General features: G+C 53.6%; 16 protein-coding genes. 4 read left to right on the plus strand and 12 right to left on the minus strand.

Annotated features, from left to right (window positions below; all coding sequences use genetic code 11):
* The first annotated feature begins 37 nt into the window (after nucleotides 1-37).
* Both DPRO_RS13845 and DPRO_RS13850 read left to right on the plus strand, forming a co-directional pair.
* Entirely contained in the window at nucleotides 38-370 is a 333-nt protein-coding gene (locus DPRO_RS13845) for a P-II family nitrogen regulator (RefSeq protein ID WP_097012590.1), read from the plus strand.
* A 123-nt stretch (nucleotides 371-493) separates the two neighbouring features.
* A complete protein-coding gene (locus DPRO_RS13850) occupies nucleotides 494-1,726 on the plus strand; it encodes an EAL domain-containing protein (protein ID WP_232005594.1) in 1,233 nt (410 codons plus the stop codon).
* A 1-nt stretch (nucleotide 1,727) separates the two neighbouring features.
* Here DPRO_RS13850 and DPRO_RS13855 read toward each other — a convergent pair whose 3' ends face one another.
* The 4 genes from DPRO_RS13855 to panC all read right to left on the minus strand — a co-directional run bounded on the left by DPRO_RS13855 (nucleotide 1,728) and on the right by panC (nucleotide 5,013).
* On the minus strand, nucleotides 1,728-2,465 hold the full coding sequence (locus DPRO_RS13855; RefSeq protein ID WP_097012592.1) for a substrate-binding periplasmic protein: 738 nt from the start codon (nucleotides 2,463-2,465) through the stop codon (nucleotides 1,728-1,730).
* Nucleotides 2,466-2,574: 109 nt separating this feature from the next.
* Complete coding sequence (metK, locus tag DPRO_RS13860; RefSeq protein ID WP_407681390.1) at nucleotides 2,575-3,744, minus strand: methionine adenosyltransferase; 1,170 nt, start codon at nucleotides 3,742-3,744, stop codon at nucleotides 2,575-2,577.
* Nucleotides 3,745-3,782: 38 nt separating this feature from the next.
* Entirely contained in the window at nucleotides 3,783-4,160 is a 378-nt protein-coding gene (panD, locus tag DPRO_RS13865; RefSeq protein ID WP_097012594.1) for an aspartate 1-decarboxylase, read from the minus strand.
* A gap of 4 nt (nucleotides 4,161-4,164) precedes the next feature.
* Nucleotides 4,165-5,013 carry a pantoate--beta-alanine ligase gene (gene panC / locus DPRO_RS13870; RefSeq protein WP_097012595.1) on the minus strand — a complete coding sequence of 283 codons (849 nt, stop codon included), beginning with the start codon at nucleotides 5,011-5,013 and terminating at the stop codon, nucleotides 4,165-4,167.
* A gap of 196 nt (nucleotides 5,014-5,209) precedes the next feature.
* Here panC and DPRO_RS13875 point away from each other — a divergent pair, with 196 nt between their 5' ends.
* Entirely contained in the window at nucleotides 5,210-7,633 is a 2,424-nt protein-coding gene (locus DPRO_RS13875; RefSeq protein ID WP_097012596.1) for a GGDEF domain-containing protein, read from the plus strand.
* A gap of 226 nt (nucleotides 7,634-7,859) precedes the next feature.
* Nucleotides 7,860-9,224, plus strand: a complete 1,365-nt coding sequence (gene nhaA, locus DPRO_RS13880; RefSeq protein ID WP_232005595.1) for a Na+/H+ antiporter NhaA — start codon at nucleotides 7,860-7,862, stop codon at nucleotides 9,222-9,224.
* Between the two features lie 35 nt (nucleotides 9,225-9,259).
* Here the strand turns inward: nhaA and DPRO_RS13885 are convergent, their stop codons facing one another.
* The 8 genes from DPRO_RS13885 to rpmH all read right to left on the minus strand — a co-directional run bounded on the left by DPRO_RS13885 (nucleotide 9,260) and on the right by rpmH (nucleotide 15,089).
* Entirely contained in the window at nucleotides 9,260-9,712 is a 453-nt protein-coding gene (locus DPRO_RS13885) for a GNAT family N-acetyltransferase (RefSeq protein WP_097012598.1), read from the minus strand.
* Complete coding sequence (locus tag DPRO_RS13890) at nucleotides 9,713-9,991, minus strand: hypothetical protein (RefSeq protein ID WP_097012599.1); 279 nt, start codon at nucleotides 9,989-9,991, stop codon at nucleotides 9,713-9,715.
* A 2-nt stretch (nucleotides 9,992-9,993) separates the two neighbouring features.
* The gene (gene mnmE, locus DPRO_RS13895) at nucleotides 9,994-11,385 is read right to left on the minus strand and encodes a tRNA uridine-5-carboxymethylaminomethyl(34) synthesis GTPase MnmE (RefSeq protein WP_097012600.1); all 1,392 of its coding nucleotides are present in this window, start codon (nucleotides 11,383-11,385) and stop codon (nucleotides 9,994-9,996) included.
* Between the two features lie 155 nt (nucleotides 11,386-11,540).
* The gene (locus DPRO_RS13900) at nucleotides 11,541-12,632 is read right to left on the minus strand and encodes a Jag family protein (protein WP_097012601.1); all 1,092 of its coding nucleotides are present in this window, start codon (nucleotides 12,630-12,632) and stop codon (nucleotides 11,541-11,543) included.
* 54 nt (nucleotides 12,633-12,686) lie between these two features.
* Entirely contained in the window at nucleotides 12,687-14,333 is a 1,647-nt protein-coding gene (yidC, locus tag DPRO_RS13905) for a membrane protein insertase YidC (RefSeq protein ID WP_097012602.1), read from the minus strand.
* Nucleotides 14,306-14,581: a membrane protein insertion efficiency factor YidD gene (gene yidD / locus DPRO_RS13910; protein ID WP_097013760.1), complete on the minus strand. Its 276-nt coding sequence runs from the start codon at nucleotides 14,579-14,581 to the stop codon at nucleotides 14,306-14,308. Before yidD ends, yidC begins: the two co-directional genes overlap by 28 nt.
* A gap of 14 nt (nucleotides 14,582-14,595) precedes the next feature.
* Nucleotides 14,596-14,967 carry a ribonuclease P protein component gene (gene rnpA / locus DPRO_RS13915; RefSeq protein WP_097012603.1) on the minus strand — a complete coding sequence of 124 codons (372 nt, stop codon included), beginning with the start codon at nucleotides 14,965-14,967 and terminating at the stop codon, nucleotides 14,596-14,598.
* Complete coding sequence (gene rpmH, locus DPRO_RS13920) at nucleotides 14,955-15,089, minus strand: 50S ribosomal protein L34 (RefSeq protein ID WP_097012604.1); 135 nt, start codon at nucleotides 15,087-15,089, stop codon at nucleotides 14,955-14,957. Before rpmH ends, rnpA begins: the two co-directional genes overlap by 13 nt.
* Nucleotides 15,090-15,327: the final 238 nt, after the last annotated feature.

The following is a 15,327-nucleotide window of genomic DNA, read 5'->3' on the forward strand; positions in this document are numbered from 1 at the left end:
AGATTTGAACCCCAGACATCACAAGGAGAATAAGAAAATGAAGCTTATCATAGCATACATCAGACCCGAAAAGCTCAACGACGTGAAGCAGGCTCTTTATGCCAAGGAGATCTACTCACTGTCCGTCACCAACATCCTCGGCTCAGGACGCCAGAAAGGATTCACCGAAACCTACCGCGGCGTTCAGATGGAAGTGAACCTGCTCAAAAAGGTTCGTCTTGAAATCGGCGTCAATGATGACTTTGAAGCCAAAGCCATCGAAGCGATACAGACCGCCGGTCAAACCGGAACCGAAGGCGATGGTGTCATCTTCGTCACGGAACTGGCCAAGGCCCTCCGTATCCGTACCGGCGAAGACGGCATCCTCTAAAAAACGGATTGCGAATCGATAATCAGCCGGGGCGGGCTTTCCCGCCCCGGCTTACTTTCATCATAAGTTCAAACACGTATTTAACTATTCTTGGAACCCTCACTTACGACTATGTTGACCAGTATGCCTACCCTACAGGAAATAGTAGATAAAAAGCTCATCCTGACCCATTTTCAGCCCCAGGTTTCGCTCAAGCGAAAAGCGGTTATCGGGCTGGAGGCTTTGAGCAGGGGCTTTGATCCCGAAACCGGAGACATCATCCCGCCAAACCTGCTTTTCGAGCAGGCCAATGACGGGGCGTCACGTCTTGCACTGGATCGAGTGTGCCGAACAAAGGCCATGGAATCCTTTGCTGCGTTGCATCGACGCGACAAGACGGTCATGCTTTCCATGAACATCGACGCATCCTGCATCAACTCGCTTACCAGAGGGTCGAACCATCTCCTGAAACTGGTGGAGCGGTGTGGCATCAGCCCTAACAATGTCATTATCGAGATCATCGAATCCCGTTGCAGTGATGTGGATGCACTCATGGAATTCGTGCGCTTCTACCGGAAAAAGGATTTCCTCATTGCGCTCGATGACGTTGGTGCCGGATATTCCAATCTGGATCGTATTCCCCTGATCAAACCGGATGTGATCAAGTTGGACCGATCGTTGATTTCCGGGGTGAACCGTCATTTCCACAAGTTGGAAGTCGTCCGAAGTTTTACCCAGATGTCGAATCGCATAGGCTCGCTTGTGGTGGCCGAAGGGGTCGAAACAAGCAGTGAAGCCATGTGTCTGCTGGAGAACGGCATTGATGTGTTTCAGGGATTCTATTTTGCCAGACCTGCGCCGGGGCTGGATGCGGTTCCGGGCATGTCGGAGAAGGTGGATGCCTTGGCCGATCAGCATCGGTTGAATAGAACACGTCGCATAGCCGAGGAAAAACGTCTGTTCTCGCGCCTTGACCTGATCGTACTGACCATGTGTCAGATTCTGGCCGACACGCCATCCCGAGGGATCAGGCATGCCCTGAGCAAATTCATGGTCACGTACCCCAATGTGGAGTGCCTGTATGTGCTCGATATGAAGGGCAGGCAGATGACGGATACCGTCTGCAACCCCGAGCGGCTCAAGGAATCCAAGCGGTTTCTCTATGAACCGGCCTCCATGGGCGCCGACCATTCGCTCAAGGAATACTATCTTCCCATCCAGGCTGGGCTGGAGAAATTCACTACGCCGCCATATATTTCATTGGCATCCGGCAATCTGTGCACCACCATTGCCCATGTGGTGTATCACCGGGCCAGCGGACGGCACATCATCCTATGCGCCGACTTGACTCGCGAGGAAGACAAAACCTGTTCCTGACTTATGGATTGAGCGTTCGGTATTCACGTACATAGTGGTTGAATTCTTCGAGAAACTCCGGGTGGCGTGCCAGGTAATTCCGGTTGAAGTACACACCAAGCGGCTTGTCCTGAAGCGTGCGGCTTTTGAACTTGCCGTGCAGTTTGTGCTTGTGGATGATGTTCTCCATGACTCGATGGTTGGCCAGGGCGGCGTCAAACCGTTGATACTGGAGCATTCTTGCGAGTGCTTCTGTGTTTTTAGGAGGCGTGGCGACCAAATAACCGTTGTTCTTGAGCCATTTGAGCATATTGGCACCAATAAATGATGTGACACGCGCATTCTCTTTGAAATCGTCGTTGCTTGGATCGAGTGGATTGCTTTTGAGCATGTACCATGTCCATTTCTGGTCGGCGATGATCTCGGACATGACTCCATGGCGTTCGCGGTATTCATTTTTCGAGGCAGCAAAAAAACCGTCGGCTTCACCTTCCCAGGTCATGAGTTGGGCACGCTCCCACGGAACCACAATGAGATTGAGCGATATTCCCATTTTATCCAGTGCGTATCGAACCACGCGAACTGCATCGCCATCGAACTTTCCTGAATCATGATAGTATCCGTACGGATTCAGGTCGTGCGTCGCCAGTACAATTCGGCGAGACTGGCCGCAGATGCCGGTCGAAAAACTCATGAGGAGTGCCGCGCATGCAGCAGTTATAATGAGAATGGCATTTCTACTCATACTGTAGAATAGCATGTGAAACGAATAAGTGAACACCCTATCTTATTCTATAATGCGGACAAACGAAAACCCCTGACGGCATGCCGTCAGGGGTCTTGTCGTGTTCAGGTAGAGTGCGCGTGCGCTAGATCTTGCAGGCAGTGCGAAGATCGTCGACAGCGTCAGTCTGTTCCCAGGAGAATTCAGGCAACTCGCGACCGAAGTGGCCGTAGTTGGTGGATTTCTGGAAGATGGGATGACGCAGGTTCAGGCGCTCAAGGATGTAGTAAGGACGCATGTCGAATACTTCGGTGACCGCTTTGGTGAGCTGCTCGTCGGATACCTGACCGGTGCCGCGGGAGCAAACCACGACGGAGACAGGCTCGGCAACGCCGATGGCGTAAGCGATCTGTACTTCGCACTGTTCGGCCAGACCGGCAGCGACAACGTTTTTGGCAACGTAGCGGGCCATGTATGCGCCGGAGCGGTCAACCTTGGACGGGTCTTTACCGGAGAATGCGCCACCGCCGTGAGCACCGGCGCCACCGTAGGTGTCGTTGATGATTTTGCGACCGGTCAGACCGCAGTCGCCGACAGGGCCGCCGATAACGAAACGACCGGTGGGGTTGATGTAGGATTTGAGATTCTCATCGATCAGATTCTCGGGCAGGGTCTTCAGCACGACTTCGCGGAGGATGTCTTCCTGCAACTGAGCCAGCTCAACGCCTTCAGCGTGCTGGGAGGAAACAACCACGTTGTCGATGCGAACGGGCTTGCCGTTGTCGAACTGGACACAGACCTGGGTCTTTCCGTCAGGACGCAGGTAGTCGAGAACGCCTTCCTTGCGGACGTCGGTAAGACGCTTGGAAAGCTTGTGAGCGTAGTAGATGGGGGTGGGCATCAGGGTCGGGGTTTCGTTGGTAGCGAAACCGAACATCATGCCCTGGTCGCCTGCGCCCTGTTCTTCGGGCTTCTGGCGATCGACACCCTGTGCGATATCCGGGGACTGCTTGTCGATGGAGGAAATAACAGCGCAGGTTTCCCAGTCAAAGCCCATGTTGTCGGCAGAGTTGTAGCCGATGGATTTGATGGTGTCGCGGACGATTTCGGGGAAATCAGCGTAGGCGGAAGTGGAGATTTCGCCGGCGATGAAAGCCATGCCGGTGGTGACCAGGGTTTCGCAAGCTACGCGAGCCATGGGGTCCTGACCAATGATGGCATCCAGGATGGCATCGGAAATCTGGTCAGCGACTTTGTCGGGGTGACCTTCAGTCACGGATTCGGAAGTGAACAGGTATTTACCTTCAATCTGCATCAGAGTCCTCCTTCAGGATACTGCTATAAAATGATCGTCTAGAAATCGGGATTGAGGTCGCACTCAAGGATTTCGTCGACCGTGTTGTCTTTGCCAGCAACGATAACGCGGGGCTTTCGGGTCTTCGCCTCGGTTTCATCCAGCCACATATAGGTGGCGATGATGACGCGTTCGCCCACTTTGCCCTTGTGTGCGGCAGCTCCGTTGAGACAAATCTCGCCGGGAGCGCCGGGAATGGCGTAGGTGGTCAAACGTTCTCCGTTGTCCATATTATATACGTCCACCTGCTCATACGGCAGGATTCCAACTTCTTTCATCAACTTGGTGTCGATGGAGAGGCTACCCCGGTATTCCAGGTTAGCGCAGGTTATGGTGACGCCGTGAATCTTGGCGCTCAGAAAGCAGCGTTGAGCCAATGGTTTACACCTCTATCAGAATGTTATCTATCAGCCGGGCCTTGCCCAAATGGACGGCCACAGCAACCAATACCGTGCTGGTTGCCTCGGATACCGGCGTAATGGCGTCGGGATCGACAACCTCAATGTAATCTACCCGTCCATCGGGCAGGTTGGTAGTATATTCGCGGCGCAGAAGTTCCTTGATGGTCTCCGCGTCCCGTTCTCCGTTGGTAACGGACTCGGCTATCTTGAGCAGTCCCTGCCGGATGGCCGGGGCCGCAGCCCGTTCGGATTCCGTCAGGTAGGCGTTGCGCGAGCTCAGGGCCAGGCCGTCAGCTTCGCGAACGATTTCGTGTCCGACAAGGCGGATCGGGATGTTGAGATCCCTGACCATGCGCCGGATGATGGCGAGCTGCTGCCAGTCCTTCTGGCCGAAGACGGCCACGTCTGCCTGAGAGAGCATGAACAATTTGGTAACCACGGTACACACGCCCCGGAAATGGCCCGGTCTGGCAGCACCACACAGATGCTCTCCCAACTCGGGGACATCGATCCACGTGGCGTGGTCGTTGTCGTACATGTCGCCTGGAGCCGGTGCGAACAAGAGGTCCGTGCCCATGGACTGGGCCTTGGCCTTGTCGCCGTCGAAGTCGTGCGGGTACTTGTCGAGGTCTTCATTCTCTCCGAACTGTGTCGGATTGACGAAAAGCGAAACGATCAGTTTGTCACACAACGGACGCGCTTTTTCCATGAGTGCGAGGTGGCCTTCATGGAAAAACCCCATGGTCGGAACCAGGCCTATTGTCAGGCCCGCTTTCCGCCACTCAAGGCATTTGGCTTGCAGTGTTTTTGGATCAGTCAGTATTTGCATAGTTCCGTATTGTTACCGAGTAGCTGACAGGCTTAAGGGGAATAGTCAAGAAAAATTTCTATATCTGGATACATTGATATAGTCGATATCCTTTTTGATGCAATGCAGGTTAACAGCCGGAATCAAAAGAGCCGATCCTCTTTAATGCGCAACTTTTGTTTGAGAAAAAAACGACCCCATTGTACCCTTCCGTATTATGCGAACAATTAATGACATCTTCGCTGACGGATACCTGTCGTTCACTCCCCAGGAGTTGATCGATTTCGAGCACACCATCAAAGACTGTATCAATGAGTTTCTGCCATTTTCATCATACAGTCTTTTCTTCCCTCGGGAGCGGTACGAGGACATTCCTGATCCGGAATATCGGGCCGAAGACAAGGAACTGATTCTGCCCCTGATCTTTCAGGGCGAGATGTTATGCTTTTTTATCGCCAAGGGCGTTCGGCTCAAGGCGCCTTCAACTGAACCTAAATACCTCATGTCCCTGGCCAGCAACGTGCTGGAGAAGATTGCCCTGTACAAGAAAGGGGTCACTGATCCGTTGACCGGCCTGTTCTCGCGGGACTATTTCCTCGATGAATTGGGAAAGTCCATTGATCAGGTGCAAGGCTGCATTGATACGGGAACCTGCGCCACTGGGGTGGAGAGTCGGGAAGTGGACATGGCGTTCACCGGCACGCTGGGGGTGCTGTTTCTCGATCTGGATGGATTCCAGTGGATCAATGAGCAGTACGGCTACCTGACCGGCGATGACATACTCTCCGAAGTGGGGCGCCTGCTCCAGAAGCTCTGCCCGAAATATACGACGGTGGCCCGTTTTTCCAACGACAAGTTCGCCATTCTGGTGCCGGATGCGAAACCCCGTGCCACGTTCCAGTTGTCCGAAGTGATCCGTTCGGGCATCAGCAAGCTTTCTTTCGTGGATGATATAACCAACGACACCATCACAATCACTGGTTCCATCGGGTTCGTGAATTACCCACAGGGGCTTGAAGGCGCTCAGTTCCGGCGGGCGTTGTCCGAGCAGTCCAGAATGTTGGTGCGCAAAGCGCGAAAGGGTGTTGCCGTAGCCAAGGATCAGGGACGTAACCGAGTCTTCGGGTATGGGGATATTCTTTCCAAGGGCGGACGCGTCATTGAAGTGCTGCCCATGAACAGGATGGTTGTCTCTCTGGGCGAGACCTGTGGTGCCAAGGAGGGGCAGCGGTTTCTGGTGCGAGCACCGAAATCCGGGGCTGCGGCTTCGGCCCATCTGACAGCAGATGAACGCCTCGCGGGTCGTTATCCGGCCATGTACAAGGGCGAAGTGGTCCTTGTCGAAGTGCAGAACGAAATTGCACTGGCCGAGGTGCTTTCTCTAGGCGATGTCAGCACAAACATTGATCCCGGTGATCGCCTGACCATTGTCTCCGGCGAGAACTCCCTCTTCTCCGACGCTACCGCATCCAAGGGTGACAAGGTGCGCAAGGACGCCGCAACAAATTTATATAATTACAGTGATTTCATATCCAATTTTTCCACGGCACGGCTGACACCAGAGTCCTTCGGTCTTTCCCTTATCCGGGTGCTGGACCAGCCCGCTGAATCCGATGACGGGTATCAGGAGGCCATGGATCGGCTCATTGCCGATGTCGGCGCACTGGCCCGTGGCGTTGTCGGTGATACGGCTTTCGGTGGTCGTTTCGGCCTGAACGGCATGATCTTCTTCCAGGAAGATGTGGACCGGGAAGTGTTGATGGAGCGCTCACTTGAAATTGAAAAACGGGTGCGCGAAACATATGGCGTGAAGGTGGCAGTTGGTTCCTCCTGTTACCCGTTCCTTAATTTCGATCGGGCCGACATCCTCGACAACTGTCGGAAAGCATTGGAGCATGCCGTGCTGCTGCCTGATCCCAAAGTCGCGGTTTTTGATTCCATTTCATTGAACCTTTCCGCTGACCGGCGGTTCATGGATGGCGATGTGTACGGCGCCATCGAAGAATTCAAGCTGGCCCTGGTCGATGACGAGAAAAACTTGCTGGCACGCAACTCACTGGGCATCTGCTATGCGCAGCTTGGTAAATATGAGGAAGCGCGACAATATTTCGAAGAGGTCATCACCTATGACCAAAGCGACATCCTCGCCCTCTACAATCTGGGGTGGGCCAATCACCGACTGAACAACCTGCAGAAAGCGGAAGAAGCCTACAGGCTATGCCTGGAGGTCGAGCCGGAACACGTCTACTCGCTCATGCGTCTTGGAACGCTGGAGGAGAACGGCGGGCGGCTTGATGAAGCCATGGAACTGTACTTGCGGGCCGCCGAGCAGGATGGTGGCGAGCGCATGGTGCTCCGCCCTCTGGCCAGAGTCGCTTACAAAAAAGGCGACATCGAAGGTACGCGCGAGTATCTGCACCTCGCCCTGAATGCCGATCACAACGATCATCAGGCTATGCACATGCTGGCGAAGCTCTATCTCGATCAGGGAGAAGATCCGCAAATTGCGGAGGTCTTGGCTCGCCAATCCTCAGCCCTGTCCCCGAGCAAAGATGCCTATTGGGATGTTCTTGTGGAAGCACTGGAAGCTCAGGGGAAAGGCGAAGAGGCCGCCAAGGTAGCGGCTCGGGCTGCCGGGTAGAAGCAAAGCGGCTTCATTGCCGTCAATGATTCAGTATATCATAAATAACCACTTGTTTTCAAAGGCCCTTTCCTGCGTTTGTGCAGGAGGGGACTTTGTTGATTGTTCTTTAGAACAATCAGCTTATTAGCATACAGCCTCTCCCTTACAGGCCTTTGCCTGCGTGCGGGTTGCTCTGAATTGAAAAAGTGGTATAGTTTTCCAATATAAAACTCATAGGAGTGTCATGATGAACGGAGGCAAAGAACAGCGGCCCTTACCAGTCAAATACCTGCTGAAATCCTTCGACGCGTTTTTCAAGATGGAAGCGTCGGGTGGTATCGCGCTTCTGGCGTGTACGTTGGCGGCATTGATCTGGGCCAATTCTCCGTGGGCACATACCTATGATGCGGTATGGCAGACCAAGCTTACCGTTGGTATTGGTGACTGGGTGCTCTCCAAAGAGGCTATTCTGTGGATTAATGATGGTCTTATGGCCATCTTTTTTTTCGTGGTAGGCCTGGAAATCAAACGAGAACTTCTGGTAGGTGGACTGTCCACCCCCAGTCAGACCATCATGCCGGTAGCGGCTGCCGTGGGTGGCATGGTCGTTCCTGCCCTGATCTTCTTCGGTCTCAATAGCGGGGAAGCTTCTCTGGCTGGATGGGGCATTCCCATGGCTACCGACATCGCCTTTGCCCTCGGGATCATGTCCATGCTCGGGAACCGTGTTCCCATCGGGCTGAAAATTTTCCTTACTGCCGTTGCCATCGTTGATGATATCGGCGCCATTCTCGTTATCGCCATTTTTTATACTGCTTCACTTGATCTTGTGGCTCTGGGGATTGGAGTTGCAGTTCTTTGTGCCATGGCCGTGCTCAATTTCAGGTGGGATATTCGCAGTTCCATTCCGTATCTGCTGCTGGGTGTCATTGTCTGGTTCGCATTTTTGAAATCAGGCATCCACGCAACCATCGCCGGTGTTCTTGCCGCGTTAACGATTCCTGCTGGAACTCGCATGAATTGTTCGTCTTTTGTGGAAGAACTCCGAAATGCAGCGGAAATATTCGAGTTGGCCATTACGCCGGGAAAAAGTGTTTTGACGAACAAGGAGCAGCAGATCGCACTTCATTCGATTGAGCACGCGTATCACGACGCCACTACTCCTCTACAAAATATTGAACACACCCTGCATCCGTGGGTCGCGTTTTTCATCATGCCCATTTTTGCTCTAGCCAATGCGGGCGTGACCTTTCAGGCGAATGTGTTCACCGAACTGCTGACGCCGGTCTCCATGGGTATTTTCTTCGGACTGATCGTCGGTAAACAGTTGGGAGTCACGGGTGCCTGCTGGATTGTCAAAAAGTTGGGATTGGCCGATTTCCCCGATCGAACAACGCTTATCCATCTCTGGGGAGCCAGTTGTCTGGCTGGTGTCGGTTTCACGATGTCCATTTTCATAGCCAACCTGGCTTTCGATGAAACGTCCAATTTCATTGAGCTATCAAAGATCGCGATTCTCTTCGCCTCCCTTGCTGCGGGCGGAATGGGATACCTCGTGTTGAGATTCCTGACACCGGATGTGAGTGAGAGTGAGAAGCAGGGGGAGTAGCTGACCCTGCGCGTGATAGAGGGATGCGTATGGAGTTAGGTCTGCAGAAGTGTGGTGGAGCGGGGTAAAAACCCGTACTTGGCATAGAAAGGGAAAGCCTGCTCATTGCCGAACACCACATTGACCGATTTGGTCAGTGCTCCATTGGTGTCCATCCATGTGAGGGCGGCGCGCATGAGTCGGTCGCCGAGTTTGGCGCCCCGGTATTCATCCATGATGTAAATGGATTCAATTTCGCCATGCAGGTCGCGTCGCAGTGAAGCGATACAAAATCCGATGCCATGCCCCGCATCCGTAATCAGGAAGACACGCACTTCACCTAATGTACTTTTACTTTCAAGGTACTGCTTGCGATCCTCAAATTCGTAGGCTTTGAAGTCTGCCCGAAAGTGAGGAGTTACGTCTGCATGAAGACGATTCAGTCGCTCCCATAAGGGACGAATAGCATCCAGGCGTTCGATACCGCCTTCTTCCAGTTCGAGGTGCATTTAAAAATCCATGAGTCCCAAGGGGTCCAGTTCGCTGATTTCCTCACGTACAAAGCACGCCACATCGTGGAATAAATCCTTTTTGATCTCGGTAAGACGCCATTGGCCGCCCGTACCAAAGGAGTTCCACAACTCGGTTTCAATGCCTTGTCGAATGCGAAATTGCAGCGCGTTGACTTCAGGGTCACTACCTTCGAGGTGCGTTTGCATGAGCGGCACCAATCCGCAGGTTACATGCTGAACATCAATGATTTCTGGCTTCTCTTGCTTGTCTTCCACGGCTATTTTCCTATGCAGAATGAATCGAAAATCGAGTTGAGTATTTCATTGGATGTGATTTCACCGGTAATGCCTGCCAGCGTGTCACAAGCTGTCTCCAGACGTACGGAAAGCAGGTCGTACGGAATGCCGCCCATGGCATCGGCCTCCAGATCCATGAGTTCTTGCATGGCGGAGTTGAGCACAGAAGCCTGACGGGCGTTGGGTGCCAGTTCGTCAGGATCAGGCTGGCCCGCACCCTGAAGGACGCGGTCCCGGATCCGGTCGCAGAGGGTGTCGATACCAGTGCCGGTCTTGGCCGAGACCGTTTGTGCCTCAACCCCGAGGTCGGTGAGTGGCTCTCCATTGGTCAAATCGAAACCGGGGAGGTCCGCTTTGTTGAGGACAACGAGCGTCTTTGCTTTGTCGAGAGGCCGGACTGCATCGAGCACCTCGTCATCCACCGGAGCCGAGGCATCGGTGATGAAAAGTATGAGATCGGCCTGTTCCATGAGTTCACGACCCATCTCAAGACCGGCAGCTTCAATGGCATCGTCAGTTTCGCGGATACCGGCCGTATCTGTCAGTCGGATTGTCAGCCCGTCCAGATTGACGGATTCTTCAAGGTAGTCGCGAGTGGTGCCGGGTTGATCCGTAACAATGGCCCGATTGCGTCCAAGCAGGCTGTTCATGAGGCTCGATTTACCGGCATTGACACGTCCGGCAAGCACAACCAGTGCGCCTTCTCGCCACGCCCGGGTGCGATCCATGGCGCTCAGCATGGTCTCAATTTCACTTCGGACATCGCTGGATACGGTCACCAGTTCTTCAGGGGACAGACACTCCAACTCGTCTTCTGGGAAGTCTACCGCGATAACCAACTGAGCACGCAGGTGTTCGAGCCGAAGTTTGAGTTCCTTGATCTTCTCGCCAAGCAAGCCGGACATCTTGACCTGGGCCAGATGCATTGCTGCCTTGGTCGGAGCATGGATCATTTCGGCAACGGCTTCGGCCTGAGACAGGTCCATTCGGCCATTCATGAAAGCGCGATAGGTGAATTCACCGCGTTCGGCCAGACGAGCGCCCTTGGAAAGAATCTCTTCCAGTACAGCTCCGAGGATGGCCCTGCCGCCATGGCAGTTGATCTCGATGACATCTTCCCCGGTATAGGAGTTGGGCGCGGGCATATAGGCTGTAAGCACATCGTCCAGGCGTTGCCCGTTACGATCATGCATCAGCCCATAGTGGAGCCTGTAGGGTTGAAAATCGGTAAAGCTGGGGCTGGCAGCATCGAAAAGTGATGCAGCGATTTCCCGGCTTAACGGTCCGCTTATGCGAATAATGCCGACACCACCATCCCCTGGAGGCGTTGCAATAGCTGCAATGGTGTCTTTGGCTCGTGATGGATCAAGCATGAGGTGCTCATACTCCAAGGCTGGCGGAAAGGCAAAGTTTCCGTGTGGAGAAAAAGGGAGAAGACAGGCGGAAGTCCTGCTGTTGATGAGGGACGTTACTGGATAAAAAACAAGGCCGAGGAAATGTCCCTCGGCCTTGTTTCATTATATCAGCGTTAACGACGGCGGTCGTTTTTTCTGCTCTTCGGGACGATGAGCACCCGCTTCATGGGACCTTCGCCCTTGGATCGGGTAAACACGGTCTCATTTTCCTGCAACGCGAGGTGAACGACCCGGCGATGATAGGAAGAGAGCGGCTTGGTGGACTGGGTGCGTCCCAGATCGTCAGCCTTTTCTGCGAGGTGCAGGGCTATCTGGCGCAGCTTTTCATCCTGACGCTCACGGTAATCACCGGTATCCACCTGAATGCGGACAGATGCTTCCATGCGGCGGGAAACCAGTCGATTGACCAGATACTGCAGGGAAGAGAGTGTCTGGCCTTCGCGACCGATGATCAGACCGGAATTTTCTTCATCATCAATGAAGACTTTCACGCGATCGGTTTCGATGGTCACTTCCAGCTTGGTCTCGCCAACGATGGGCATGAGCAACTGGTTCATGACCTCGGTGGTCACATCGGTCAGTACCTGCGGGTCGAAGTCGGCCATGTTGGCACGAGGACGTTCCTCACGAGGCTGTTCTCGACGCGGTTCCTTGCGTGGTTGTTCCTGACGCGGCTTGCGCTCATGAGGAGCCTTGTCGCGTTTGTTGCGATTGTCGCGATTATCCCGGTTTTCACGAGGCTTCTTGGCAGGAGCCTTGCGTCCGCGTTGGTTCTTCTTGCGCTTTTCGAGCAACTCGGGATCAACGTTGCCATTGATAGCCTCATCAAGAGCCTCGAAATCGACTTCGGGTTCAACCACATTGCCGTTCACCTTCTGGTCGAGTTCTTCGTAGTCGACTTCAGGTTCTTTCACATTGCCAGTTTCCACTGGCTCACTTTGCTTTTTCGGCTGCCGCTTGGGCTTAGGGCTCTTTTTGGGCGCCTTGGATTTTTCTTCACCATTGAGAATGTCGGATGCATTTACCTGAACACGCGGCCGGGCCTGAACCTTGGCCTTTTTGACACCCATGATGCCAAAAATACCGGAGGATCCACCAGCCAGGATATCAATCTCAAGGCGGTCACGTGTCAGATTAAAGTAATCACATGCACTTTCTATGGCTTCGTCCAGGTCCTTTCCCTGGAATTCTTTGAAGTCACTCATTGTAGTTTCCTCGTCATGCCGGAGTGTAAAGGCCCTCCGGAGGCGTTAATCGTTCTAGGCTGCGGCCTTGTTTTTGCGAGCGATCATGAGCTGCTGCCCGATGGAGAGAAGGTTGTTGAGCAACCAGTAGATGACCAGGCCTGCGGGGAACTGCAGGAACATGAATGTAAAGATCAGCGGCATGAAGAGCATGATCTTCTGCTGGGTCGGGTCACCGGCACTCGGGGTCATCTTCTGCTGCAGGAACATGGATGCGCCCATGATGATGGGGGTGATGTAGTACGGGTCCTTGGCGGAAAGGTCAGCCAGCCAGGGCAGATCGGTGAAAGGCAGGTACTCGATGAAGGGGGCGTGACGCAGTTCAACGGCGCCGAGCAGAGCCTTGTAGAGACCGAAGAAGACCGGAATCTGCACCAGCATGGGCAAACAACCGCCCATGGGGTTCACTTTATATGTTTTGTACAGGGCCATGGTTTCCTGATTCAGGCGCTGCTTGTCGTCGCCATACTTCTCGCGAAGCTTGGCTACCATGGGCTGCAGTTTCTTCATGTGCTCCATGGATTCGTAGCTCTTCTGAGAAAGCGGCCAGAAAATCAGCTTGATGACGATGGTCAGCAAGATGATCGCGATACCGTAGTTGCCTACGTAATCATAAAAGAAGTCCATGGCGATGAGCATGGGCTTTGCCAGGAAGTCGAACCAACCGAAGTTGACAGCGTCTTCGAGCTGGTTGGGCATGGTCTTCAGCATTTCACGATCGGTGGGACCGACGAAGTAGGAAGCCTGGAATGTCTTGGCGACATTGGGCATGAAGGTCGCTTCTTCGTTGACGGCCATACGGAAGACGTTGTCCTGATAGCCTGCGGAGAAAGTGGATTCCGCATTGGCCGGAACAATGGCGAACATGAAGTAGTTGGACTCGATGACACCCCATTTGAGTGCACCGGTGCCGGTCATGCCTTCCTGTTCCAGGTCTTCGCGGTCTTCCATCTCTTCCCGAGTGTCAGCAGTCATGTAAACGACTTTGGTCGGGTTGTAGCGATTGTCCTCTGCGGACATGGACTTGGTGGCAGCCGTGTAGGCGATACCGCCTTCCACGCCAGTCTCGTTGAGATTGGTGACCGTGGTGTTTTCCTGAATCTGGTATGTGTCAGCGTAAAAAGTCAGTACGCGCTGGATGCGGAAACCGTGGACTTCGCCTGTGAAGGTCAAGGTCCGTGCGGAACCCTGTTCGGTCAGCACGATGTCTTCGCCATCAAAGGACCACTGACCGTGCAGCCAGGTGTGAACCTGATCGTTGCCGCCACGGGAGAGGAAAAGACCGAGAGGGCCTTTGGCGAAAGCTTTTTCACCAACAAGGTCAATATTGGCGGAATCGGCCTCAATGGTTTCCTTGTGATGCTTCAGAATAAATTTTTCGAGAATACCGCCCTGGGAATTGAAAACAGCGGTGTAAAGGGGAGTGTCGACGTGAACAGTGACACCTTCAGTGGGAACAAAATCGGTAGCCGGAGCAACGTTGGTTGCGGCTTGGTTGGGCTCCTGCTTGAGAGCTGCGGTCTGTTGTTCGGCTTCGGCCGCAATGCGGGCCATTTCAGCCTTTTCTTCGGGCGACGGGCCCATAATGTACTGCCAGCCGAAAATGACGACTGCGCTCAGGGCCAAAGCAATGACTAGGCGGATTTTCTCCTGCTTGTCCATGGGATGATTCTCGCTATTAATTTAGGGTCTGGCCAAATGGCCGGAACGGGGTCGTATCCCCCGCGGCAAAAAGGTTGGCAACGGAGGAGACGCCAGGATGTGAGTAATGTCCCCTTGAGAAAGCCGTGGCGGATATAGGCCTGCCTGCCGTATTCAGAACACGACGGTACGAACCTACATGCCGGAGGCAATAAGGGAGAGATGATTTTTTGATAAAACCAAATGAGCGCCAAGGGAATAGAGCGCATCATTATCCTCTCTTCTAAGAGGACGCCGCTTCCGTACGAATACGGGTGAGTAGCGGGGTGAACTCTTCTTTGGCTAGGGCGAGTGTCAACTGCTTGGCCTCAAGGTTCCGTTTCGGAACGACTACGATATCCAGAGGCAATTCAAAGTCGTATTGATGCAGCCGGAAGTACTCGCGCACCACCCTTTTAATCCTGTTGCGGGCGACTGCGTTCCCCATCTTTTTACTCACGGTAAGGCCAAGGCGGAGTCCGCCCTGGCCTGTGTCTCTGTTTTTGACGAACAGGATGAAATTTCTGGTGAAATGCTTCCTGCCCCGTTCATAACATACCGTGAACTGGGGACTTTTGAGCAGCCGACGCTCCTTGTTCCAAGCTAGACGGCTAATCTTTTACGCCCTTTGGCGCGACGGCGGCGGAGCACCGCGCGACCGTTTTTGGTGCGGGAACGCACCAGGAAACCGTGGGTTCTTTTACGACGGCATTTGCTGGGCTGGTAAGTACGTTTCATATCGATTATCTCCTGAGAGTAGATTTTCGCTTTAAAAAAGCTGCGGTGAACGGAAGCATATAACCGGGACCCTTCCGCTCGTCAAGGCCAAATTTATGGTAAAAACATGGAAAAGCCGGGGCAGGGTGCCTTTCGGCCCGTCCGGATTTTTGCTACAGGTTTTCCCGGCGGAAGGCGAGTAAAAAATCAATTTGAGTCAGACGGAATCTGTCTGGCGCTTCAATACTATACTAATGGA

It is taken from the genome of Pseudodesulfovibrio profundus (assembly GCF_900217235.1).
Taxonomy (GTDB): domain Bacteria; phylum Desulfobacterota; class Desulfovibrionia; order Desulfovibrionales; family Desulfovibrionaceae; genus Pseudodesulfovibrio; species Pseudodesulfovibrio profundus.